General features: G+C 27.9%; 23 protein-coding genes, 1 tRNA gene, 1 riboswitch and 1 other annotated feature. Of the genes, 12 read left to right on the top strand and 12 right to left on the bottom strand.

Going from position 1 to position 25,868, the window contains the following annotated elements; all coding sequences use genetic code 11:
* The first annotated feature begins 45 nt into the window (after window positions 1–45).
* Entirely contained in the window at window positions 46–2,556 is a 2,511-nt protein-coding gene (gene secA, locus BN1711_RS11550) for a preprotein translocase subunit SecA (protein ID WP_050608298.1), read from the top strand.
* Window positions 2,557–2,644: 88 nt separating this feature from the next.
* A protein-coding gene (gene prfB / locus BN1711_RS11545) for a peptide chain release factor 2 (protein WP_187367292.1) occupies window positions 2,645–3,749 on the top strand; the annotation gives its coding sequence in 2 pieces (ribosomal slippage) (window positions 2,645–2,722 and window positions 2,724–3,749; 1,104 coding nt in all).
* Between the two features lie 93 nt (window positions 3,750–3,842).
* Here the strand turns inward: prfB and BN1711_RS11540 are convergent.
* A complete protein-coding gene (locus BN1711_RS11540; protein ID WP_050608296.1) occupies window positions 3,843–5,177 on the bottom strand; it encodes a M28 family metallopeptidase in 1,335 nt (444 codons plus the stop codon).
* A gap of 120 nt (window positions 5,178–5,297) precedes the next feature.
* On the opposite strand from BN1711_RS11540, the gene BN1711_RS11535 reads away from it, so the two are divergent.
* From BN1711_RS11535 to BN1711_RS11505, 7 genes are all read left to right on the top strand, one after another.
* Window positions 5,298–7,457: a Tex family protein gene (locus BN1711_RS11535; RefSeq protein WP_050608295.1), complete on the top strand. Its 2,160-nt coding sequence runs from the start codon at window positions 5,298–5,300 to the stop codon at window positions 7,455–7,457.
* Window positions 7,458–7,533: 76 nt separating this feature from the next.
* A riboswitch (FMN riboswitch) is annotated at window positions 7,534–7,649 on the top strand.
* Window positions 7,650–7,738: 89 nt separating this feature from the next.
* Window positions 7,739–8,362 (top strand): ECF transporter S component, encoded by a 624-nt coding sequence (locus BN1711_RS11530; protein ID WP_050608294.1) that lies wholly within the window; start codon window positions 7,739–7,741, stop codon window positions 8,360–8,362.
* 258 nt (window positions 8,363–8,620) lie between these two features.
* On the top strand, window positions 8,621–10,198 hold the full coding sequence (locus BN1711_RS11525) for a hypothetical protein (RefSeq protein WP_050608293.1): 1,578 nt from the start codon (window positions 8,621–8,623) through the stop codon (window positions 10,196–10,198).
* Window positions 10,199–10,222: 24 nt separating this feature from the next.
* Window positions 10,223–10,486, top strand: coding sequence for an EscU/YscU/HrcU family type III secretion system export apparatus switch protein (locus BN1711_RS11520; RefSeq protein ID WP_187367299.1), 264 nt, complete (start codon window positions 10,223–10,225; stop codon window positions 10,484–10,486).
* Window positions 10,487–10,497: 11 nt separating this feature from the next.
* Complete coding sequence (locus BN1711_RS11515; RefSeq protein WP_050608291.1) at window positions 10,498–11,184, top strand: metallophosphoesterase; 687 nt, start codon at window positions 10,498–10,500, stop codon at window positions 11,182–11,184.
* 104 nt (window positions 11,185–11,288) lie between these two features.
* Complete coding sequence (locus tag BN1711_RS11510) at window positions 11,289–11,573, top strand: ArsR/SmtB family transcription factor (RefSeq protein ID WP_050608290.1); 285 nt, start codon at window positions 11,289–11,291, stop codon at window positions 11,571–11,573.
* Between the two features lie 41 nt (window positions 11,574–11,614).
* A complete protein-coding gene (locus BN1711_RS11505) occupies window positions 11,615–14,068 on the top strand; it encodes a DsrE/DsrF/DrsH-like family protein (protein ID WP_050608289.1) in 2,454 nt (817 codons plus the stop codon).
* A 40-nt stretch (window positions 14,069–14,108) separates the two neighbouring features.
* Here BN1711_RS11505 and BN1711_RS11500 read toward each other — a convergent pair whose 3' ends face one another.
* Window positions 14,109–14,972 (bottom strand): DUF2225 domain-containing protein, encoded by an 864-nt coding sequence (locus tag BN1711_RS11500; RefSeq protein WP_243128281.1) that lies wholly within the window; start codon window positions 14,970–14,972, stop codon window positions 14,109–14,111.
* A 142-nt stretch (window positions 14,973–15,114) separates the two neighbouring features.
* On the opposite strand from BN1711_RS11500, the gene yjbM reads away from it, so the two are divergent.
* On the top strand, window positions 15,115–15,903 hold the full coding sequence (gene yjbM / locus BN1711_RS11495; RefSeq protein WP_050608288.1) for a GTP diphosphokinase: 789 nt from the start codon (window positions 15,115–15,117) through the stop codon (window positions 15,901–15,903).
* Window positions 15,904–15,987: 84 nt separating this feature from the next.
* Here the strand turns inward: yjbM and leuS are convergent, their stop codons facing one another.
* Window positions 15,988–18,429 (bottom strand): leucine--tRNA ligase, encoded by a 2,442-nt coding sequence (gene leuS, locus BN1711_RS11490; protein ID WP_050608287.1) that lies wholly within the window; start codon window positions 18,427–18,429, stop codon window positions 15,988–15,990.
* 77 nt (window positions 18,430–18,506) lie between these two features.
* Window positions 18,507–18,709, bottom strand: a binding site (T-box leader).
* A gap of 56 nt (window positions 18,710–18,765) precedes the next feature.
* Window positions 18,766–19,167 carry a rhodanese-like domain-containing protein gene (locus BN1711_RS11485; RefSeq protein WP_050608286.1) on the bottom strand — a complete coding sequence of 134 codons (402 nt, stop codon included), beginning with the start codon at window positions 19,165–19,167 and terminating at the stop codon, window positions 18,766–18,768.
* A gap of 70 nt (window positions 19,168–19,237) precedes the next feature.
* Here BN1711_RS11485 and BN1711_RS12645 point away from each other — a divergent pair, with 70 nt between their 5' ends.
* A complete protein-coding gene (locus BN1711_RS12645) occupies window positions 19,238–19,375 on the top strand; it encodes a hypothetical protein (protein ID WP_164995947.1) in 138 nt (45 codons plus the stop codon).
* 261 nt (window positions 19,376–19,636) lie between these two features.
* Here BN1711_RS12645 and BN1711_RS11480 read toward each other — a convergent pair.
* From BN1711_RS11480 to BN1711_RS11460, 5 genes are all read right to left on the bottom strand, one after another.
* Window positions 19,637–19,711 (bottom strand) — tRNA-Gln (locus tag BN1711_RS11480).
* 59 nt (window positions 19,712–19,770) lie between these two features.
* Window positions 19,771–20,289, bottom strand: coding sequence for a hypothetical protein (locus tag BN1711_RS12800; RefSeq protein WP_050608497.1), 519 nt, complete (start codon window positions 20,287–20,289; stop codon window positions 19,771–19,773).
* A 34-nt stretch (window positions 20,290–20,323) separates the two neighbouring features.
* Window positions 20,324–20,911 (bottom strand): J domain-containing protein, encoded by a 588-nt coding sequence (locus BN1711_RS11470; RefSeq protein ID WP_050608285.1) that lies wholly within the window; start codon window positions 20,909–20,911, stop codon window positions 20,324–20,326.
* Window positions 20,895–21,770, bottom strand: coding sequence for a DUF5685 family protein (locus tag BN1711_RS11465; protein ID WP_050608284.1), 876 nt, complete (start codon window positions 21,768–21,770; stop codon window positions 20,895–20,897). The genes BN1711_RS11470 and BN1711_RS11465 overlap by 17 nt, the downstream gene beginning before the upstream one ends.
* Before the next feature lie 5 nt (window positions 21,771–21,775).
* Window positions 21,776–22,315, bottom strand: a complete 540-nt coding sequence (locus tag BN1711_RS11460) for a class IV adenylate cyclase (RefSeq protein ID WP_050608283.1) — start codon at window positions 22,313–22,315, stop codon at window positions 21,776–21,778.
* A gap of 176 nt (window positions 22,316–22,491) precedes the next feature.
* On the opposite strand from BN1711_RS11460, the gene BN1711_RS11455 reads away from it, so the two are divergent.
* Window positions 22,492–23,523, top strand: coding sequence for a nucleoid-associated protein (locus tag BN1711_RS11455; protein WP_050608282.1), 1,032 nt, complete (start codon window positions 22,492–22,494; stop codon window positions 23,521–23,523).
* A gap of 53 nt (window positions 23,524–23,576) precedes the next feature.
* Here the strand turns inward: BN1711_RS11455 and fba are convergent, their stop codons facing one another.
* From fba to BN1711_RS11440, 3 genes are all read right to left on the bottom strand, one after another.
* Window positions 23,577–24,503: a class II fructose-1,6-bisphosphate aldolase gene (gene fba / locus BN1711_RS11450; protein ID WP_050608281.1), complete on the bottom strand. Its 927-nt coding sequence runs from the start codon at window positions 24,501–24,503 to the stop codon at window positions 23,577–23,579.
* A 228-nt stretch (window positions 24,504–24,731) separates the two neighbouring features.
* Window positions 24,732–25,061 carry a DUF4363 family protein gene (locus BN1711_RS11445; protein ID WP_243128280.1) on the bottom strand — a complete coding sequence of 110 codons (330 nt, stop codon included), beginning with the start codon at window positions 25,059–25,061 and terminating at the stop codon, window positions 24,732–24,734.
* Window positions 25,062–25,124: 63 nt separating this feature from the next.
* Window positions 25,125–25,799, bottom strand: a complete 675-nt coding sequence (locus tag BN1711_RS11440; RefSeq protein WP_050608280.1) for a DUF421 domain-containing protein — start codon at window positions 25,797–25,799, stop codon at window positions 25,125–25,127.
* Window positions 25,800–25,868: the final 69 nt, after the last annotated feature.

Raw genomic sequence — 25,868 nt, 5'->3', positions numbered from 1 at the left:
AAAAGATTAGAAATTAAATAATTTAATATAGTGAGGATGAAAAATATGAAGCTTTTTGATAAACTATTTGGTACATATAGTGAAAGAGAATTGAAAAGAGTAATTCCAATAGTAGACAAAATAGAGTCTTTAGATGAACAAACTCAAAAATTAAAAGATGAAGATTTTCATACTAAAACTCAAGAATTTAAAGATAGATTACAAAATGGGGAGAGTATTGATAGTATATTACCAGAAGCTTTTGCTTTAGCAAGAGAAGCTGCTTATAGAACTATTGGTCTTAAGCATTATAGAGAACAACTTATGGGAGGAATAGTTCTTCATCAAGGAAGAATTGCAGAAATGAAAACTGGTGAAGGAAAAACTTTAGTTGCAACTTTACCAGCATATTTAAATGCATTAACAGGAAAAGGCGTACATATAGTTACTGTTAATGATTATTTGGCAAAAAGAGATAGAGATTTAATGGCACCAGTATATGAATTTTTAGGATTAAAGTCTGGGGTTATTTTACATAATTTAACTAGTGAACAAAGACAAGAAGCATATGCAGCAGATATAACTTATGGAACAAACAGCGAGTTTGGATTTGATTATTTAAGAGATAACATGGTAGTTTATAAAGAAGAAAGAGTTCAAAGAAAATTAAATTTCTGTATAATTGATGAAGTGGACTCTATATTAATCGATGAAGCAAGAACACCTCTTATAATATCAGGTCAGGGAGAAAAATCCACTGAATTCTATAAAGTAGCAGATTATTTTGCTAAGTCATTAAAACAAGAGGAACATTTTACCGTAGATGAAAAGGCCAATTCAGTAATACTTACAGATAGCGGTGTAGAAAAAGCAGAGGACTTTTTTAAATTAGAAAACTATGCAGATCCGGAAAACATGGAAATTCAACATCATGTAGTTCAAGCTTTAAAAGCTAACTATATGATGAAAAAAGATAAAGATTATATGGTTAAAGAAGGAGAAGTCCTTATAGTAGATGAATTTACAGGAAGGGCTATGGAAGGCAGAAGATATAGTGATGGTCTTCACCAAGCCATAGAAGCTAAAGAAGGGGTAAAAGTTGAAAGAGAATCAAAAACTTTAGCTACAATAACATACCAAAATTATTTTAGAATGTATAACAAGCTATCTGGTATGACAGGAACAGCTCAAACAGAAGAAAATGAATTTAGAGAGATATATGGATTAGATGTAATAGTTGTTCCTACGCATAAACCTATGATAAGAATTGACCAACCAGATTTAGTTTATAAAACAGAAAAAGGTAAATTTAAAGCTATAGTTTCAGAAATTGTAGAAAGACATAAGAAAGGTCAACCAGTATTAGTAGGTACAGTTAGTATAGAAAAATCAGAATTGTTATCTTCTATGCTTAAGAAAAAAGGAATACCCCATCAAGTATTAAATGCTAAATTCCATGAAAGAGAAGCAGAAATTGTATCTTATGCAGGAGAATATGGCATGGTTACTATAGCTACGAATATGGCAGGTCGTGGTACAGACATTAAATTAACTGGTAAAGCAGAGCAAGCTGGAGGACTTATTATTATAGGTACTGAAAGACATGAATCTAGAAGAATAGATAACCAGTTAAGAGGGCGTTCAGGTCGTCAAGGAGATCCTGGTGAATCTAGATTTTATGTATCTTTAGAAGATGATTTAATGAGGATATTTGGATCAGAAAAGATACAAGGAGTAGTAGAAAAGATAGGACTTGGTGATGATGAAGCAATAGAAAGTAAAATGGTAAGTTCAGCTATAGAAAGTGCTCAAAAGAAAGTAGAAGGAAATAACTTTGATATAAGAAAAACTTTACTTCAATATGATGATGTAATTAATAAACAAAGAGAAATTATATATAAACAAAGAACTGAAGTATTAGAAGGTGAAGATTTAAGAGATCAGATTATGGCAATGATGAAGGATTTAATTTACACTTCAGTTGCATCACATGTTTCAGGATTAGAAGAAGAGTTTGAACAAGAGCTAAATAATCTTGTTAGTTACTTAGAAGACTTATACTTACCAAAAGATAGTGTAACAGTGGAAGAACTATCAAAGTTATCTGATGAGGAGATAAAAGAAAAGCTACTAGATATAACTATAAAGTTATATGATGAAAAAGAAAAACATATTGGTTCAGAACAAATGAGGGAAATAGAGAGAGTCATATTACTTAGAGTAGTTGATACTAAATGGATGGATCATATAGACAATATGGATCACTTAAAACAAGGAATAGGACTTAGAGCTTACAAACAACAAGATCCAGTTCAAGCTTACCAATTTGAAGGAAGCCAAATGTTTGATGAAATGATTTATAATATAAAGGTAGATACAGTTAGATACTTATTTCATGTAGAAGTTGAAAGAGCACCAGAAAGAGAAAAAGTTGCTAAAGAAACTTCAACTAACTATGATAACGATGGAGTTGTTAAACAAGAACCTGTAAGAAAAGAAAATAGAATAGGTAGAAATGATCCTTGTCCATGCGGAAGTGGCAAAAAGTATAAGAACTGTTGCGGAAGAAATGCTTAATTAAATAATAAAAGTACCAGAAACTAATGTAGAGCAATTATTAGTTTCTGGTTTTTGTGTCATTAATTTTATATTAAGAGGTGAATATATGATAATTGAAATTCAAGAGCTTATTGATGAAGTTAAGGAGTTTGATAAAACTTTAATAGAAATAAGGGAGTCACTTTGACATAGGGAGTATAAAAAATAGAATATCCGAACTCCAAAATAAAATGGGAGAACCAAATTTTTGGGACAATATAAGTTTAGCTCAAAAAATAACTACTGAAGAGAAATACTTAAAGGATAAATTAAATAAGTTTGAACAGTTGAGAACTCAAACAGAAGATCTTTTAATATTATGTACTATGTCTTTAGAAGAAGAAGATAGATCCATGATTAAAGAAATTATAGCAGAACACCATAAATTAAAAAAGGAAATAGAAAGATTTAAAATAGAAACACTTTTATCTGGCGAGTATGATAGAAATGATGCTATTATGACACTGCATTCAGGTGTTGGAGGTACGGATGCCCAAGATTGGACGGAAATGCTTTTTAGAATGTATACAAGATGGGCAGAAAAGGAAGGTTTCAAGGTTAAAATAATGGATTTACTTGAAGCTGAAGATGCAGGAATAAAGAGTGTGACCTTGAAAGTAGTAGGGGAATTTGCTTATGGCTATTTAAAGGGAGAAAAAGGTGTGCATAGATTAGTAAGAATATCTCCCTTTAATTCTAATGGAAAGAGACAAACATCCTTTGCATCTATAGAAGTGCTTCCAGAACTTACAGATGAACAGGAAATAGAAATTAAAAATGACGATTTAAAAATAGACACTTATAGATCTGGGGGCGCTGGGGGACAGCATGTAAATAAGACAGAATCTGCTGTTAGAATTACTCATATACCTACAGGTATTATAGTACAGTGTCAAAGTGAAAGAAGTCAGCATACTAATAGGGAAACAGCTATGAAAGTTTTAAAATCAAAGTTAGTGGAGTTAAAGGAGAGAGCTCATAAAGAAAAAATTGAGGATTTAACAGGTGAATTAAAAGATATGGGTTGGGGAAGTCAAATAAGATCTTATGTATTTCATCCATATAATTTAGTAAAAGATCATAGGACTGGAATAGAAACAGGAAATGTATCTGCAGTAATGGATGGAGATATCGATGATTTTATAATGGAATATTTAAAGGGATGTTTTTAATAGAAAAATAATATATTAATGGTGAAATATAAGTATAAAAGCAATTAAATTTAGAAGCTAAAATCTGATTTAATTGCTTTTATAAAAGTACTTTTAATTTGCTTTATGTTTCGGTCTTAAAATTAAAATTAGAGATACTATAGATAATATAGAAAATTCTTTATAGTAAATAAGGAATAAATTACTGGAAAATCCATAGTCCACTATTTGCTTGCTTACTACCTTATAACATCTATTTATAGAATTTTTATTTATAAATTCTACCCTATCACTAGGGGTGTGTATTTTGGAAATATCATTATCACAAAATGTTATAGCTTTTATATTTTTTGATCTAAAGGAGCAGTGATCGCTAGCATCTTCAAACATATAATTAAAATTTATATGTTCACTACTGCATCTATAAGAGGTATCTTTTATAAGAGGAGTGTTTGCATTATCTTTATCAGAACCCATAATGCATAAGGGAACTGATTGATTTCCACCTATCATGTCAAAATTTATAACAGTACTATCTTTTATTTTATTGTAAAATCTTTCAGCAAAGACCTTTGAACCAATACATCCAAACTCTTCAGCATTAAAGGCTACAAAAATTATATCTCTATTAGGCGTACCTAGGGATTTTATATATTTACTTAATTCTAATAAAAAACATGTACCAGAAGCATTATCCAGGGCTCCAGGGTACATAGTTCCCTTTAAATCTTGCCCTAAATGATCAAAATGTGCAGACAATATAAGAGGAGGTTTACTAGAGTCTACTCCTTTTATACAAGATACTACGTTAGGAATTAATGCTTTTTGTACTGTATAAGGTATAAAACAACTAATTTTATATCCTATGTTTATGTTTCGTTTTAAATCTTTCAAGACATCTTGTGTTACCATTATATACATGTTACATATATCATCCTTCATAAAGGAACTTCTAAAGTTTAATTTATTGTTTTCTGGAGAATATATAATAAAAATATTGTTACCATTTTTAATTTGAATTACATTTTTAGCTTGAACTACTTGACTATCTTTACTAAAAGTAAATTTATTTTCTCTAAAATTAAGCATATCTTCTTTAAAATCTTTGCCGTAGGAGTATTCTTTTATTATTTCATTTTTAGAATTTATAACTTTAAGATAAGGATTTCCAGAGATTTTCATAGGATAATAACAATAAAAGTTATGAAAATAAGTTTTATTATAAGGGGTTAATCCATTATTATTAAATGTATTTTTTATGAATTCTGCAGTTTGTTTATTTTCAAAGGTTCCAGGGAGTCTACCTTTAAAAGTATCAGAAGATAAGTAACCTATGTTTTTAATCACTGAATCCGAATTGAATTCTTTTATGGTTAAAAAGCTTTGAAGACTAAAGCATAGTAAAATTAGTGAAAAAGTAATAAGAATATCTCTTATTGTTTTTTTCATAGGATTCTCCTTATATAATGTTTACAATGTTAAGTATATTAATTTACCAAAAAATATATAACTGCTATAATATATTTTTAGTGAGTTATTTAATATAAATATTTATTATTGGAGGTAAAAATGAAAGATATAAATGTAATATTATCAGAAGAACTTAATGTATCCTTACAATATATAAATGCTGTAATTGATTTATTAGATAAGGGAAACACAGTTCCATTCATAGCCAGATATAGAAAAGAAATGACAGGAGGTATGAGTGATACTGTATTAAGGCAGTTATCAGAAAGACTTACATATCTAAGAAATCTAAATGATAGAAAAGAAGATGTTATAAGATTAATAGAGGAACAAGGAAAATTAACAGAGGATATAAAAAGTGCTGTAATTGGATGTAAAACTATTACAGAAGTTGAAGATATTTATAGGCCTTTTAAGCCTAAAAGAAGAACAAGAGCTACCATAGCCACAGAAAAAGGACTAAAACCTTTGGCAGAGGTAATTTGGGGTGGAGATTTTAAAGAAGATATAAGAGAATATGCAAAAACTTTCATAAATGAAGAAAAGGAAGTTAAAACTTTAGAAGAAGCCCTTCAAGGTGCAATGGATATAATAAGTGAAATTATATCTGATAATGCAGAATTCAGAAAATGGATAAGAAGTTTTCTTATAAGAGAAGGACTTATAGAAACTAAAGGGGATAGCAAGGAGCCTACTCCTTATGAAATGTATTATGATTATAAAGAAGCAGTAAGAAATATACCTGCCCATAGAATATTAGCTATAAATAGAGGGGAAAAGGAAAAAATATTAATTGTAAAGATTATTTGTAATGAAGATAAGATTATAGAGTACTTAAATAGAAATTCTTTAAGAGAAAATGATAAAACAGATTTTTATATAAAAGAAGCAGTTAAGGATTCATTAAAAAGACTTATATATCCTTCTATAGAAAGAGAAATAAGAGCGTATTTAACAGAAAAGGGTGAAGAAGGGGCTATAAGAATATTTAAAGAAAATTTAAAAGCCTTACTTATGCAATCTCCTATTAAAGGAAAAGTAGTTTTAGGCTTTGACCCAGGATTTAGAACGGGATGTAAAATTGCAGTACTAGATGATACAGGTAAATTATTAGATACAGCTACAGTTTATGCTACAGCAGCATCAGATAGGCAAATACAAGAAGCAATAAAGACCTTAAAAGAATTAATATATAAGCATAATGTGGATGTAATATCCTTAGGTAATGGTACGGCTAGCCGAGAATCTGAGGAGATTGTATCTCAGATTATAAAAGAAATAAAAAATGAAACGGGAAAAGATTTATACTATGTTATAGTATCTGAAGCCGGAGCGTCTGTTTATTCTGCATCTAAATTAGCATCAGAAGAGTACCCAGATATAAATGTATCTTTAAGAGGTGCAATTTCTATAGGAAGAAGATTACAGGATCCTTTAGCAGAACTTGTAAAGATAGATCCTAAATCCATAGGTGTCGGACAGTATCAACATGATATTTCAGAGAAAAAGTTAGATGAGTCTTTAAAAGGAATTGTGGAAGATTGTGTTAATAAAGTAGGAGTAGACTTAAACATAGCAACTCCATCTTTATTATCCTATATATCTGGAATTAATTCGGGCATAGCTAAAAATATAGTAGCATATAGGGAGGAAAATGGTAAATTTACTAGTAGAAAAGAACTTTTAAAGGTAAAAAGACTGGGACGGAAAGCTTTTGAACAATGTGCAGGATTTTTAAGAGTTACAGAAAGCAATGAACCGTTAGATAATACAGGGGTGCACCCAGAATCTTATGAAGCAACAAGAGAGTGTATCAAAATTTTAGGTTACAATATAGAAGATATTAAGAATAATAAATTAATAGATATAGACGATAGGGTGAGTGATATAGGAATGAAGGTGTTATGTGAAAAAATTAATGTAGGTGAGCTAACCCTATTGGATATTATGAAAGAAATAAAAAAACCTGGAAGAGATCCGAGAGAGGAATTACCAAAACCTATATTAAAAACAGGAATAGTAGATATGTCACAGCTTAAACCAGAAATGGTACTTATGGGTACTGTAAGAAATGTTGCAGATTTTGGAGCTTTTGTAGATATAGGAGTTCATCAAGATGGATTAGTTCATATAAGTGAGCTTTCAGATAATTTTGTAAAACATCCATTAGATGTAGTAAAAGTTGGAGATATAGTAGAGGTTAGAGTTATAGATATAGATGAGAAGAGAAAAAGAATAGCTTTAAGCATGAGAAAATAACGATAGATTTTATATTTATTAGGTTGAAATTAATATGGCATTATTATATAATTAAATTGTAAAAAATAATAGTTATTAATATCTTCAGGGCAGGGTGAAATTCCCTACCGGCGGTTATAGCCCGCGAGCCGAAAGGCATGATCTAGTGAAATTCTAGAGCCGACAGTAAAGTCTGGATGGAAGAAGAGATGCAATTGTAATTATGAGTCCTGAATTTCAGGACTCTTTTTTATATCAATTGTAACATCCCTGAAAATATTACAGTATGGGAGGTTATATAAATGAGAAATACCAAAATAAACAAACTAGTTAAAATTTCTGTTTTAAGTACTATTGCATTTTTACTTATGTTTATAGAGCTACCAATACCTATATTTCCAGGTTTCCTAAAGTTAGATATAAGTGATTTACCAGCTTTAATTGGAGGCTTTGCATTAGGACCTGTAGCAGGAATAATTATAGAATTACTTAAAAATGTACTTCATGGTATATTTAAAGGAAGCACAGGATTTGTAGGTGAATTTGCTAATTTTATAGTAGGATCTGTATTAGTTATAGTATCTTCATATATATATACTAGAAAGAAGAATAAGAAGAATGCTATTTTAGGATTATCTATAGGAACTGTGGTTATGTCTATAGTAGCAGGAGTATTCAACTATTATATACTTTTACCTTTATATGAATCTATATTAAATTTTCCAATAAAGGATATAATAGCGGTAGGTAGTAAAATAAATTCTAATATTACAGATTTAAACTCATTTATACTATGGGCTATAGTTCCTTTTAATGTGTTTAAAGGTGTAGTGGTTTCATGTATTACTGGGGCTATATATAAGAGTGTATCTCCTATATTACATGAAGATATACAAAAGAATACAGATTTAGCCAAAAATAATTAATAGTATTTTAAGGGGTTAACTCACAAAGCATAAAATGCAATATGAGAAACTCCTTTTTATTTTATAGTAAAAATTTATTTAAAAACTTAATCATTATAGTATATTTGCTGTTACTTAAAAATATTTTTATATAATAATTTATTTTGCCAGGGTTCTCTATTAGAGAATAAAACTAAAAATAATGTTCTGTGAATTGGTTACTTTAGGAACTTATAGATTTATACGATAATAAAGTAAATTATTTAAGAGGTGAAAATTATGCCTATTATTGGGAATATAAATGGAGCTTATGCTTCTAACACAAGAAAAATTTCTAGTAAACTATCTTTTGATATAGATGAAGTATTTGTTGCAAGAATAGTAAATAGAGGAGAAGATAATGATATATTATTAAAATTGTTAGATGGATGGGAATTTGTTGCTTCTCTAGATGACTTTGAAAATTACTTACCAGAAGGTCTTGCTAAATTTAAGGTAACTGGATTTGAAGAAGGAAAGTTATTATTAGAGCTTTTAAGTACAAATGTCTTGGAAAATAAATCTAAAGAAAATGACTCTATAGACACTCTTTTATTAAAAGAAAATATAGATTTAAGTGAGACACAATATGAAGTATTAGAAAAGATGGTTAAGCATAATATTCCATTAACTAAGGAAAATATATTTAAGGTAATGAATTTATCAGATTTTATAGATAAATTAAAACAAAATCCAGAGGAAGGAAATATATTTATAGATAGATATTTAGAAAGTAGAAATATAGATTTACAGAGTGAAGAAGGACAAAATGTTAAAAATATTATTACAAATTTAATTGATGAATTTAAAAATATAAATCAAGATGATATTTTAACTCTTATAGAAAATAGTGTTGATTTAACTCCAGAAAATATAAAAAGTTTTAGAGAAGTATTTAAGGAAAATCATACAATATATAATGATCTACAGCAGTTAGATAGTGATATTAGGGACAATAATATGAGTGGTAAAGCAATAAATGTAGAGATAGATAAAAGTGAAGTTTTAAGTAATATTAAAAGTTTAATATACTCAAATAAAGAAGAAAATATAAATATAGCTAAACAGTTGCTACAAGAAATGCCTTTAGAAAAATTAAATCTTATTGAAAAAGAGTTAACAGATAAGGAAAAACAAATTTTAAATACCAAAGATTCATCAGATAAAAATACAATAGAAAATAAAGATATAGAAAAAAATATTAGTAGTGATTTAAAAAATGCTATTAATATAGATAAAGCCAATAAACAGGTTTTAGATAAATTTACTGAAATAAAAAATGAAATAAGTGGTAAAACTTTAGATATGAAAAATATTATAAAGGAACTTATAAGTAATTCATCTGATAGTAATAATAACTCACAATTATATGATAAAATAATAGGTAGTTTAAAAAATAATATAAATAATTTTAAGATGTTTAATACTATATCTAATGAATATTATTATATGGATGTTCCATTGAATTTACAAAATAAAGATTATGAATGTAAAATTATTATAAAAGATGAACGAGGAAAAGGAAAACAAATTGATAAAAAGAATGTTAAAATAGCTACATCTATTACAACTGAGAATATGGGTATAGTAGATGCCTATATAAAAGTAACAAATTTTAATATGGACGTAAACATAAAAACTAATGAGGAATGGATGAAATATGTAAACTCTAAAAAAAATAAATTAGTAGAAGATTTAATGACTATGGGTTATAGTATTAGTATTAAGGTTGAAGAAAAATTAGATGATTTAAATTTATCAAATTCTAGAGAATTTTTTAATGATAATAATTTAGGTACTATTAATGCTAGAGTTTAGTTTCAAAAAGGTTAGGTGATGATTGTGGGACAAAGAAAAAAGGCCGCAGCTTTAAAATATGAACAAAATTATGAAGCACCTATAGTAAGTGCAGCTGGTATGGGACATATAGCTGATAAAATCATAGAAAAGGCTAGTGAAAATAAAGTGCCTATAGTTTATGATAAGGAACTTACAGAACTTTTGACTAATGTAGACGTAGGAAACTCAGTACCTTATGAATTATATGATGCAGTAGCTAAGGTAATAGCTTATGTTATGGATTTAGATAATAATATAAAAAAATAGGGGTGGATACATTGTCATTATATGCAATATCAGATTTGCACTTAGCGTTTAACGAAGATAAACCTATGGATATATTTGGTGATAATTGGAATAATCATCACGAAAAAATAAAGAAAAATTGGGAAAATAAAATAACAGAAGAAGATACTGTGCTTATAGCAGGAGATATATCTTGGTCTATTAATATGGAAGAAGGCTTGGAAGATTTAAAATGGATTCATAATTTACCAGGAAAGAAAATACTAATAAAAGGTAACCATGATTATTGGTGGACATCTATTAGTAAATTAAATAATTTGTATGAAGATATGAATTTTATACAAAATAATTTTTTTAAGTATGAAGACTATGCTATATGTGGTACAAGAGGATGGATAGCTAGAACTTCTGATAATTTTACTCAACATGATGAAAAAGTATATAATAGAGAGATCATAAGATTGAAGCTATCGTTAGAGGCTGCTAAAAAACAAAATATAAATAAATTTATAGTAATGATGCACTACCCTCCTACTAATGAAAATTTTGATGAATCCGATTTTACAGAAGTTTTTAAGGAATATAAAGTTAGTAAAGTTATTTATGGTCACTTGCATGGCCCTAGCACTAAGAAAGCATTTGAAGGAGTAAAAGATGGAGTAGAGTATTATCTTACTTCTTGTGATTATATAAATTTTGATCCCGTAAAAATAATATAATTTTACGGGAATTTTTATTGACATATATATCACTATATCGTAATATATGAATATAATAATATTATAAAAATAATACTATATTAAATTAAGAAAGAGGTAGACTAATGGAAAAAAATTTTGAGATTTATAATGATACAGCAGAGCTATTAAAAGTTTTAGCTCATCCAGTAAGAATATGCATAATAAAAGGCTTACTGGAGAAGGGGAAATGTAATGTAACGCATATGCAAGATTGTTTAGAAATACCTCAATCTACAATATCTCAGCATCTTCAAAAATTAAGAACTGCAGGAATAATAAAAGGAGAGAGAAATGGTTTAGAAATAAATTATCGTGTATGTGATGAAAGGGTTAAGGCTATAGTGGAATTACTTTTTAAAGAAGATTAGATAGTTTAAATAAAAATAATTTTATTGGGAGGATTCCTTAAATGACAAAAAAAGTTTTAATTATAGGAGGTGTAGCAGGAGGCGCTTCTGCTGCTGCAAGACTTAGACGACTTGATGAAAATGCAAAAATAATAATGTTTGAAAGAGGAGAGCATATTTCTTTTGCCAATTGTGGGTTACCTTATTATATTGGGGAAACTATAAAAAATAGAGATAATTTATTGGTTCAAACCCCTGAAGCTATGAAGGCTAAATTTAATATAGATGTAAGAATTAATAGTGAAGTTATAAGTATAGATGCTGACAATAAAAAAGTTACTGTAAATAGTAAAGAAAATGGTATATATGAAGAAGATTATGATTATATAATTTTATCTCCTGGTGCTAGTCCTTTAAAACCAGCAATAGAGGGCATAGATAATGATAGAATACTCCAACTAAGAAATATAGCTGATACAGATAAAATAAAAAAATATGTGGATAGAGAAAATGTCAAAAGTGCTGTAGTAATAGGTGGAGGGTATATAGGTGTAGAAATGGCAGAAAACCTTAAAAAAAGAGGGTTAGGAGTAGTTTTAGTAGAAGCGGCTCCTCACATATTGAGCCCATTTGATTTTGATATGGTAACTTTTGCAGAAAAAGAATTAGAGGATAATGGGATAGGATTAATACTAGAGAATGGAGTAAAGAAATTTAAGGAACTGAATGATAAAATAAATATAACTTTGGAAGATGGAAAAGAACTTAATACAGATATAGTTATTTTAGCTATAGGGGTTAAGCCAGATACTTATTTTCTAAGGAATACGGGTATAGAATTGGGTTCTAAAGGTCATATACTAGTAGATGAGCATATGAAAACTAACATAGAGGGTATATATGCGGTAGGAGATGCCATAGAAGTAGTAGACTATATTAATAAAAATAAAACATCCATAGCTTTGGCTGGGCCAGCGAATAAACAAGGAAGAATTGCAGCAAATAATATATGTGGATTTAATTCTACCTATAGAGGAACTCAGGGAACAGCTATAATTAAAATATTTGATATTACAGGGGCTAGCACAGGGAATAATGAAAGAACCTTAAAAAAATATAATATTTCCTATGAAGTTGTGTATATACACGTACAATCTCACGCTAGTTACTATGGGGGGGCTACTCCTATTAGCTTAAAACTTATATTTGATAAGGATGGAAAAATTTTAGGGGCTGAGGCTTTTGGCTATGATGGTGTTGATAAAAGAATAGATGATATAGCAACAACTATAAGACTTCAGGGTACTATATATGATTTGGAAGAGTTGGAGTTAAGTTATGCACCTCCTTATTCTTCAGCTAAAGATCCTGTAAATGTTATAGGTTTTGTAGCAGAAAATGTTTTAACAGGTAAAGTAGAAAATATAAGGGGAGAATATATAGACTTTAGGGATGATAATAAAGTATTACTTTTGGATGTAAGAGATGAAATTGAAGTAAAAAATGGAACTATAAAAGGTGCCATAAATATACCTTTAAATGAATTAAGAAATAAAATAAATGAACTTCCAAAGAACAAGGAAATATGGACTTATTGTCAAATAGGGCTTAGAGGATATATAGCGGCTAGAATTTTAATGAGTAATGGATATAAAGTTAAAAATTTAAATGGAGGATATAAAACTTATATTATGAGTAAATTTGTTCCTAAAAAATTTAATAACATAGAAAATAGCAATAAAGAACAAACTGAAAATATGAAAGTTGAAGAGGAATTGTTATTAGATGCTTGTGGATTAAGTTGCCCTGGACCTTTAATGAAAGTTAATTCTTATGTAAATGAAATGAATCCTTATAATGTTCTAAAAGTTAAAGCTTCAGATCCAGGTTTTTATGAAGATATAAAATCTTGGTGTGAAAGAACAAATAATGAATTAATATCAAGGAATAGAGAAAAGGGGATAGTAACAGCTTTTATAAGAAAGGGTAAAGAAGATATAAGTTTAAGTAAAGAAAAAACAAAGGTAGAAAATAATAATCTACAAAAAGATAATAAAACTATAGTAGTATTTAGTGGAGATTTAGATAAGGCTATTGCATCTTTTGTTATAGCTAATGGAGCATTATCCATGGGAAAAAAAGTTACTATGTTCTTTACTTTTTGGGGACTTAATATACTTAGAAGACCAAAAAAAGTTCATGTTAAAAAGGGTATTTTAGATAAAATGTTTGCTTCTATGATGCCAAGAGGAAGTGAAAAATTAAAATTATCTAAAATGAACATGATGGGAATGGGACCTAAAATGATAAGGAAGGTAATGAAAGATAAAAATATCTCTTCTTTAGAAGAATTAATTAATATAGCCATAGAAAGCGGAATAAATATAGTAGCATGTCAGATGTCTATGGATGTTATGGGAATAAAAAAGGAAGAATTGATAGAGGGTGTAAAAGTCGGCGGTGTAGGCTACTATTTAGGTGAAGCGGAAGATTCTAATGTAAATTTATTTATATAAAATTATAATAAAAACCCATGTAGTATTTTTCTACATGGGTTTACTTTTTAAAGAACCTTGAAAAAAATCCTATTTTCTTATCTTTTTTTATATTAGTATCTTCCTGTATAGTTTTATCTATATTAGAGTTAATTTCTGTTAATTTTTCTTCCTTTATTAAGTCTTTTTGATCACGAGCTAAATTTTTTAATCTAATATTTATTCCGTGAGAAGTTACAACGTTGCTCAACCATCTTAATGCCTCATCAGAATTTCCTGTTCTTCTTAATAGTTCTCCTATAAGATACATAGTAGTGTATTTATCCATGCCATATATGGGGAAGTTTTCAGAGGAATAAGCTTCTTTAAAAGCTTGTAAAGCTTGATTTAAAAACAAAGTTTCTTTTGATAGGTTATTTTTAAGCCTATACATCCAGGACAATTTTAAGGAGTTCATAGCTTTTGCGCTCCACCTAGATTCTATTACTACGTAATTTAAAAGAGAAATTTTATAGCGTTCAATGGCAATATCAATATTATAAACTTCAGGATATTCTTTGTGATTCCAAGTAGGAGTAATTCGCTCTTTTACTGCATCTAGTTGAAAATTTCTTATTTTATTAAAATCAGATTTCATAGCTGCATAGCCACAACTGCTACAAAGCCAAACATCATAAAAGTAAGGATTAACAACAGAATATCTTATAAAAAGATCTGTATCCTTTTTTATCATTCTATAAGCGGAAGTTTTTACTGCTTTGACTTTAAAAACATTTCCACAAACAGGACAAGTAACTTCTTTATTATATAAAAGATTTTTCTCTCTTAACCATTCAGGAGTATTTTCTTTAAAAGGTACCCACTTAGAAGTAAATGTTTTTTGTGAAGGTACATTTTTATTTGTCAGATGTGAGTCAGAATTCAAAGTTATCACCTTCAGTATAGTATTTTATTAGTATTATTATATCAAATATTAAATTAAAATTATATTATTTACTATAAATATTGTATAATAATATTAATATTTAAAAATTTAAATGAAACATATTTTGAAAAGGGTGGAAGGCATGGCATTAGGAGAATGGAAAACTTTTTTAATACCTTATCAACAAGCTGTAGAAGAGTTGAAAGTCAAATTTAGAAGTATAAGAAAAGAATATAGACAAAAAAACGAATATTCACCTATTGAATTTGTTACAGGAAGAGTTAAGGAAATATCGAGTGTATTAGAAAAGGCAAATAAGTTTAATATACCTTTAGATAGAATTGGCTATGAAATGGAAGATATAGCAGGTATAAGAATCATGTGTCAATTTACAAGCGATATAGAAAAGGTAGTTAAGTTGGTTAGAGAGAGAAAGGATATGCAAATAATATATGAGAAAGATTACATAACCAATGTAAAGCAAAGTGGTTATAGAAGTTATCATATGATAATAAAATATCCAGTTAATATGGCTGAGGGAGAGATAGAAATTTTAGCAGAATTTCAAATAAGAACTTTAGCTATGAATTTTTGGGCTACTATAGAACATTCATTAAATTACAAGTATAAACATGATATTCCTGCAGATATAAGATTAAAACTTAAATCAGCTGCAGATGCTGCTTTTCAATTAGATGAGTTAATGCTAGAAATAAAAGATGAAATAAAAGATGCCCAGAAGTTGTTTGAGGTTAAGTCTAGTTTAGTATCAGATATAATGAATAATATATTAACTTTATTATCCATGGGTAAGGTTGCAGATTCTACTAGATATCAAGCTCAATTAAACAAACTTATAGAAAAAGGGGAAGTATTTGAACTAAATAATCTTTTATATTCCACAGAAAAGACTATAGATATGTACAAGTAAATTATAAGATAAAATTTAAAAGCCTCAGGCTAAAACTTATATAAGTTTTAGCTTAAAGGCTTTTAAATTTAAGTTTTAGAAATATTATTTAGCTACAATATTAACTAATCTATTTTTTACTACAATAACTTTTCTTACAGTTTTGTCTCCAATATGATTTTTTACATCCTCATTATTAAGTGCTACTTCTTTTATTTCATCTTCTACTAAGTTTGATGGAATATTTATTTTAGCTCTTATTTTTCCGTTAATTTGAACAGCTATTTCTACTTCATCTTTTACGAGACCTTTAGGATCAAATTTAGGCCATTTTTCATTAAATATGGAGTAATTAAATCCATTTAATTCCCATTGTTCTTCGGAAAAATGAGGAGCAAACGGTGCTAGTAACTTTATAAAGTCGCTTATACAATCTTTTAAGAAATTAGGATTTTTAAAAGATTTATTACTAATATACTTAGATAAAGCATTAGTAAATTCCATTAATCTCGCTATGCATGTATTAAATTGGAATTTTTCTGCATCTTCTGTAATAGATTTTATTGAGTTGTTTCTAACATAGTTTAAATCCTTTTCTTCAGCATCTATAGTAGATTTATTATTTTCTGATTTTACTAGTTCTTCTCTACAAGATTGTAAAATTCTATCTACTCTATCTACGAATTTACCTATAGATTTAATTCCGTCGTCGCTCCAAGCTCCACCTTCTCTATAGTCGAAACCAAACATTAGATACATTCTAAATACGTCAGATCCAAATTCATTTATACAGTCATCAGGAGATATAGTATTTCCCTTAGATTTACTCATTTTTAATCCATCTGGTCCTAATATTAATCCTTGATGAACTAAAGATTTGAAAGGTTCATCAAAGTTTAAATAACCCATATCTCTTAAAGCTTTAGTTATGAATCTAGCATATAGAAGATGCATACAGGCATGTTCAGGACCACCTACATATTTATCTACAGGAAGAAGTCTATCTATTATTTCTTTATTAAAAGCTTCTTCAGAATTATTATTATCTGGATATCTTAAGTAATACCAAGAAGAACACATAAATGTGTCTAATGTATCAGCTTCTCTTGTTGCATGACCTCCGCATACAGGGCAAGTTGTATTCATGAATTCATCACATTTTTTAAGTGGTGATTCTCCGTCTGGTGAAAATTCTACATTATATGGAAGTTCCACAGGTAAATCTTTTTCAGGTACAGGAACAATTCCACATTTATCACAATAAATCATAGGAATTGGTGCACCCCAGTATCTTTGTCTTGAAATAAGCCAATCTCTTAATCTATAATTAATCTTTCTTTTTCCAAGTCCCATAGACTCCAATTTCTTAATTATAGCTTTAATAGCTTCTTCACCAACTAAACCATTAAAATCTTCACTGTTTATTAGTTTACCGTATTCTGTATAAGGAAGAGAATCTCCACCTTCTATAACTCTTTGTATTGGAAGATTATATTTAGTAGCAAAGGCAAAATCTCTTTCATCATGAGCTGGAACTGCCATTACACATCCTGTTCCATATGTATTCAAAACATAATCTCCAACCCATATGGGAACTTTTTTCCCGCTTATAGGGTTAATTGCATAGGATCCTGTAAATATCCCTGTTTTTTCTCTACTTATAGATTGTCTTTCTATATCAGATTGATTTTTAGCTTGTTCTTTATATTCATTAACTTTATCTTTATATTCATTGGTAGTTATTTTATCTACTAGTTCATTTTCAGGAGCTAAAACTACATAAGTAACTCCAAATAAAGTATCCGCTCTTGTAGTGAATACATTAAAATCTAGATTAGAGTCAACTACTTTAAAGTTAACCTCAGCACCTATGGATTTTCCAATCCAATGTCTTTGCATAGCTTTAGTTTGCTCTGGCCAATCTAAATCATCAAGTTTCTCTAATAGTTCATCTGCATAATCAGTAATTTTTAAGAACCATTGCTCTAAGTTTTTCTTTTCTACTTGACTACTACATCTTTCACATTCACCATCTATAACTTGTTCATTGGCTAATACAGTGTTGCAACTTGGGCACCAATTTACAGGAGCCTTTTTCTTATAAGCTAAACCTTTTTTATATAATTGTAGAAATACCCATTGAGTCCACTTATAATATTCAGGAGAACAAGTTACTATTTCATTTTCCCAATTAAACATAGCTCCCATAGCCTTAAGTTGTTCTTCCATAGTTTCTATATTTTTAAATGTAGAATCCTTTGGATGAATACCTGTTTTTATAGCAAAGTTCTCTGCAGGAAGGCCAAAAGCATCAAATCCCATTGGTTGAAAAACATTAAATCCTCTCATTCTCTTAAATCTTGCCCAAGAGTCTACAGGTCCATAGTTAAACCAGTGACCTGCATGTAGTTTACTAGCTGATGGGTAAGAAAACATTTCAAGAACATATAATTTTTCTTTTGAATCAGACTCTTCAAATTTATATAGATTACTGTCTTCCCATTTTTTTTGCCATTTCTTATCAATTTGTGTACTATAATTACCCATTGTTTGCCTCCTAACCTTATACATATATTTTAAAATAATTTTATTAACTAAAAAAATAAAACCTCATCTCTTTTCTTTATAGAGACGAAGTTTTTCCGCGGTACCACTCTAGTTAAACCCAAAAAAATAGGTTTCACTTAAAAATATAACGGTTTAAACCGTGCCTACTTCTCATAGACAAACTCCCAAGCAAGTTCATATTTTTCTAACACTACTTTTCAGCTACCAGTAGTTTTCTTAAGATAGAATAAATATTACTACTCTTGTTCAATGTTTTTATATTAATTTATATTAAATTGTATATGATGATACCTTTATTGTCAAGGATTTAAAATATTATTTTTTTAAAGGATAAGGCCACTTATTTATACCACCTAATTGGTATATATTATGAAATCCTATAGAATCTAATATTTCACCAGCCCTTTTAGAACGTATTCCAGTGGAACAATATAAAATTATTTTAGTATGCTTATCTAGGTTCTTGGACAAGACGCTATCTTTTAGAACTTGTAAGGGTATATTTATAGCTTTAGGAATATGACCATTACTAAATTCTTCTGGAGTCCTAACATCTATGATTAATGCAGTTGAAGAAGGTGTAGATAAAATTTGCTGCACTTCTGTAGAAGAAATAGGTTTATATGCTTTAACATTATATGTTGGAATTACTAAAATAGTTGTTAATATAAATGAAAATAAAGTGTAGATTAATAACTTATTTCTTTTAAAATTCAATGTTTACACCTCACTTAAAGTATTTATATTTATATTCTGCTCAAGTAAGGATATTTTATTAAAATATTTTATGAATAGTCTATGTAATATCAAAATTATATGGAAAGCAGAGATATGTAAAAATTCATTTAATGATTTAAAAAAGCCTGCTTTGTCTTTAGAAAAATGTATTGAAAGTTATTATATAACTGTATACAATTGTATGTAATTAGATTAATTGAAAAATTTTACGTTAGGTTTCTTTGAAGGTCTTTCTTTGGTGTGTATAATCACTTGGGGTATATTTATGTGTTATTGCTTTATAAAAAAGAAAAATCCATACAAAGTAAATTAGAACAGTTATTAAATTAAGTACACTATTAGAAATAATAAGAGTGGTTCATACTTAACTTTTATTATTATGAAGTTATAAATCAACAACTAAGGCTAATAGAGCTTAAAATAAAAAGAGTTCGAAAGTCGAACTCTTTGGCTGCCCATGCTGGACTCGAACCAACAAATACCTGCTCCAGAGGCAGGCGCCTTACCATTTGGCGAATGGGCAATATAATTAACACAATAATTATATCAAATTAAATAAATTTGTCAATATCAAATAACAATTTATGGATTATTATTGTTAATCTTATGCAATAAATGTTTTTGTATATAAAATATAAGTAAAGTTAAAGCATAGTCAAATATTATAAATATTAGTTCACTAATGATTATATATATATAAATATTCTTATATATTATTTTAACTGATGGAAAGAATAGTTTTCCTATAAATATAAGTATAAGTATACTTATATTAAAGTATAGATATTTTAATAATATTTCAATAGAAAGTTTATTTAATTTTTCTATATAATATTTTATAATTCCATAAAGCCCAAAAAATATTATATAGCATAACACAGTACCTCTATTGAGTCCTATTATCATAGCAGATAATAAACTTGTAGCTATATATACTAACAATGTATTTTTAACATTAGTAGTTATTACTGATATAGGAGTAATAGCAGAGGCTAAGCCTAATAAATATAGTTTATTTATTGGTAAAAGGCTACTTAAATATACACATATAAAACTTAAAGCAGAGTATATACCACCTTTAGCTAAATTTGAAGATTTCATACTATAGTTCAAAATTTATCATCTCCATTTATATTTAACAGCAGCTTATAAGATCTCCACCCATGCACTCGCAACAGCAATCCATACAGTATATAGTTCCACAAATTCTGCATATATCAGAATCATTTGTCCTCTGAGAATAGTATGGTTTTCTATAGGAATCATTACTCCTATTTATTCTATTTAAAGCATCCCTATATTCAAAATTTGAAGGATCTAAATTGCAAGCGGTATTAAAGTGATTATAAGCTACATCGTACCAACCTTTAGAATAATTTAAAAGTCCCATAAGGTAATGCCATTCAGCATTTCTTACATTTATATTATTTAATTTATGTTCTGCTGAGGCAAAATTTCCTTGTTGAATATCTATTCTAATAGATGCATATGTATTATCTGATGAACTATAACTTGAGTTATAACTATTATTATCAGCATGGTTTTTCATAAGTGTATCATAGGCCTCATTGATTTCACACATTTTTTGCTCTGCTAATTCTCTAAGAGGATTATCTCCATATTGATCAGGATGATATTTTTTAGCTAAATTTCTATAAGCTTGTTTTAATTCTTCTTTTGAAGCATTTTGTGATACTCCTAAAACCTCATAGGGATTTTTCATTTAACTCAACTCCTCGTAAAATTTTTTCCATTTTTTCCATAATACCAAATTGAAGAATATTATATAGTAATCCTTTATTTTTAATTATAGGTAATTTGTTAAGATTTTCAAGACAGCTATTTGCGCAATTTATTAATATAAAATCAATCCTGTCTTTTATGTATGTTGAAAATTCTTTATAATTCATATTATTTTCGTTAAATAGATTATTTATTGCATTAAATTTATTATTTTTCATGTCTTTTTCTAAGTCATCATAAGCGTCTATAATATATATCCATTTTCCAAGATTATATCCTAACCAATATAATGCATTGTTAAAGTTAAAGTCTTTATAGGAAGATAAAATATAACCAGTAAGATCCGCAAAGTTATGAGATAATTGGTCTATACTTTTATTTTGAAAATTCTTTTCATCATTATATAGATTTTTCAAACTAGTTTCTACATAGTCTATATGCTTTTCTAATAATAAATTATTTTTATTTAAATATTTCTTTAAAAACTTAGAATAAATTTTACTTTTTACAGAATTATCATCTGATATATTATCTAATAATTTATAATAGCTTAAAGCTACATTAAAAAAAGCAGCATAGTGGAGTGCTTCATTATTTATCATTATAACTTTCTTTTTTATAGGGTGTATTATACAATGTTCTTTAACATAATTATTTTTGGTATTATCTAAAGAATCTAAAAGTATAGCTAAAAAAGTCATATCATAATTTATGGTAGCCCTTGGGAGGTTTCCAAAATCTTTTTTTATAGTTTTACACAAACCACAATAGTAAGCTCTAAATTTTTCATACTCCTTAATTTTTAGTTCCATTTTGCAAGGGGTTACATATCCAAACATAAAAGCTATTCTCCAGACTTAATTTTTAATATTTCATATATTGTTTTAGATGTAGTGTCATTTATAGTATACCCTAAAAGTTCTACTACCTCTTTTAATTCATCTTCATTGTTAGTTTCAAGTTCTATATATGGAAATGGACAAAAAGAGGGATCATTTATATCTATTTCTATTAAGGTATTTTTATATTTATAGCTTTCCCTATATTTTTTTATACATTGCACTAAATTAAGACCTAAGGCTGAAAATATATTTTTTCCTTCATTTAAATTAGATATTTTTATTTCATTTTCATCCATAACTTTAAACTTGTTTTGACTTAGTAGTTTTTTTACAGTCATATAATATATTTCTTTATTATTTATAAGATCCTTTATATATCTAATTCTAGCATATCCTTTATTTTTTATAAGTCTATTATCAGGAAAGTCGTATATATTATTTATTTGATTTTCTTGTTTTACTTTTTTAGCTCCTATTTGTACTAATTTATAACGAATTTCATCTATATTTATATCTATAATTCTAGTTTCTAATTCTTTCAAAATTATCACTCCTAAAGTATAAGTGCTTAATATAATGAATTATAACATAAAGTAGTCTATAGTGTATTTAAATTTTATGATAATATAATATCTATAAAACAAATTAATTTTGAATTTTTTATGTATATAAAATATAATATAATAAATGCTATATATTGGAAATAGGAGTGAGTTTTTTGGAATACATAAAAGAAATAAATATAAATGAGGCTGTAATTCATATTTTAGATAATAATAGTGATGAGCCTATTTTAAATCAGTATAGACTTAGTTTAGATGATGAAATTTATAAGTTTATATTAAAACATATAGATAGATGCTTAAAAGATGAGGAACTAAAATATGCTGTATTTAATAAAGAAAGAAATATAGTAAAAGAAATATCTCAAGAATATTTAAATGGTCAAAATGATTTAGTTGATGTATCTAAGGAATTAGCTAGTCAACTTTTTATATTGATGAAGGGAAATGAAAATATTTCTTCCTGTGATTTAATGGTAGTTTCTATATCTACAGAGTATGGGCCTATGCTTGCTATATTAAAAATGGATTATGTTAAAAATTATATACATGTTGTAGATTTTGTGGATGAAAAAGTGGGAATAAAAATAGTACCTGAACTTACAGGACTTCCAGTAAGCTCACAAAAAATACAAAAGTGCGCATTTATAAAACCCATAAGAGAGGATCAGGACTTTAATTTAATGGTAATAGATAAACAAAGTAAATCAAAAAATGAAGAGTATGGTTCAAATTACTTTATAAATAAGTATTTAGGATGTACTATAATTGCTAATGAAAGAGATATTACTAAAAGTTTTGTAAAAGCCACAGAAAAATGGACTAAATCAAATCTAGAAGAAAATGCATCTTTATCGGAAAAGGTTATAAGAAATGTAAATAAGGCCCTAAAGGAAAAAGATACCATAAATGTAGAGGAGTTATCCCAAGATATTTTTGGAGATTCAGAAGCTAAACTTAGTTATAATGAGTTTATAGCCGAGCAAGGGGTAAATGAAAAGGTTACTGTAGATAAAGAATGGGTAGAAAAGAAATTTAAAAGGATTAGGCTTAAAATAGATAAGGATATTGATTTATATATAGATGAGCAATCTTATCATGACACAGATAGGTTTGAGATAAAAAGAGTAGGAGATGGTTCTGTAAATATAGTAATAAAAAATGCTTATAATTATATACAAAAATAAAATTTATTTTAAATAAAAGGTATGTTATTAAATAACATACCTTTTATTTAAGGTTATTTTAAAGAATCAGTTGATCCTAATACATTTTTGATTTTAGTTTTAACTATATTTTCTATTCTAGTTCTTCCAGCTCCTAAATATTTTCTTGGATCGAATTCTTTTGGATTGTTAGCAAGAGTTTCTCTTATAGCAGCTGTCATAGCTAATCTTAAGTCAGTATCCATGTTTATTTTACATACAGCCATTGAAGATGCTTTTCTAAGCATATCAGCAGGTACCCCTTTAGCTCCAGCTATGTTTCCACCATATTTATTACAAGTTTCAACAGATTCTGGATCAACAGATGAAGCTCCGTGAAGAACTATTGGGAATCCAGGTAACTTATTTTGAATATCTTCTAATATATCAAATCTTAATTCAGCTTTTCCAGCGAATTTGTAAGCGCCGTGGCTTGTTCCAATAGCTATAGCTAATGAATCAACACCAGTTCTATTTACGAAGTCTACAGCTTGATCTGGATCAGTATATATATGTACGTCGCTCTTAACATCGTCTTCTATACCAGCTAATACTCCAAGTTCAGCTTCAACAACAACTCCATGAGCATGAGCGTAGTCAACAACTTCTTTAGTCTTGGCTACATTTTCTTCATAGTCATAATGAGAACCGTCAAACATTACAGAAGTAAATCCTGTTTCTATAGCTAATTTTACAGTTTCAAAATCTGGGCCGTGATCTAAATGTAGGGCTATATCTATTCCAGTTTCTTCTACAGCAGCATCTACCATAGCCTTTAAATATTTAGGACCAGCATATTTTAATGCACCAGAAGATACTTGTAATATAACTGCAGAATTTTCAGCTTTTGCAGCATTTACAACTCCTTGTAATATTTCTAAGTTATTAATATTGAAGGCACCTATAGCGTAATTACCTTCATAAGCTTTTTTGAACATTTCCTTAGTTGTTACTAATGCCATTTTTAAACTCCACCTTCCAAAGTTATTTTAACCCACGGGACTTTGTAAGTCCCGGTGGGACTTTTCAACATTCTAATATTAATTATAAGCTATTAAAACATTATTTTCTATAGTTTATTATAAAACATTTAGATGGTTTTTTAAAGTATAGTAAAATAAATATGAGTTATATACAAAGAACTAGTATAGTACTATATAATAAAAACAATTAATATAGTACTATATTAATTATAAAATATTTGTTATATTAATTCTTTCCATTTCTATAATATGTTTTAATAAAAATTTTATGACGTGGATTGATGCTAAGGATTCTTCTTTATTATTAAATTTTGTATATTGAGTTAGTTTCCATAATTCATTATTCATATTATCTACTTCTGAGTGATGTACCATTGAAGATATAACGCTATTTTCTTTTTCCCATTTTTTAAGTAAATCTACAGAATCATTATAAGAAGCTTCCCAAGAATCAGATTTTATAGATTGCTCTAATACTTCACATTTATTTATAAGATCGTTACAAGTATTAGTTAATTTAAAAGAATAAATAGCCAATACTATAATAGTTATAAAAAATATAATATAAGAAATTTTTGCCTTTTTAATAATATCACCTACTTATAAATCTTTTTTCTGATAATAAAATTGCCCTTTAGAATTTATTAAAGCTATTATTAATTCGCTATAAGATGATATTTGATTTTGCTTAAGTTGGTCTTTTAACCACTTTTCATCTTTTTGGGCAACTTTTAAGTTATCCAAATTAACTTTTCCATCTAATATTAATGTAATTGGAACTTTGTCTTGTGAAGCTTGAATAAACAAATCTTCCTTAGTAACTGTGGCTTTATTAGTTTTAGGAATTACAGATAATTGACCGCTTGTTTCTAGTATAGCGTACTCTACATCTTGTATATCATAATAACCTTGAAGTCTAAGTTCTTCCATTAAATCATTTATATTAAATCTTTGATTTTTTAGCTCTTGCTTAATTATTTTACCTTGATCAATTAATATACTAGGTTTTCCGTTCACCCAAAGTCTTATTTTTTCACTTTTAAGTTGTAGTATAGATACTGTAGTTTGTATTACTAATAAGGTTAAAATAGGTATAACACCATGTAGTAGTGGAATTTCTGTATCTTGCATAGGTAGGGAAGCTAATTCTGAAATCATGATAGTTATTGCAAGTTCGAAAGGTTCTAATTCTCCTATCTGTTTTTTTCCCATAAGCCTCATGGATAAAATAACTAAAAAATATAGTATTATGGTTCGTATCAATACTATAAACATATACAATCCTCCTTATAAATATATTGTGACAAATTTTAATAAAAATATGAGTATAAGTAGAAAATTATA

Origin of the sequence: Clostridium niameyense (genome assembly GCF_001243045.1) — a bacterium.
GTDB lineage: Bacteria > Bacillota > Clostridia > Clostridiales > Clostridiaceae > Clostridium_F > Clostridium_F niameyense.
The sequence above is the reverse complement of the archived record's forward strand: the minus strand, read 5'-3'. Positions and strand labels throughout refer to the sequence as shown.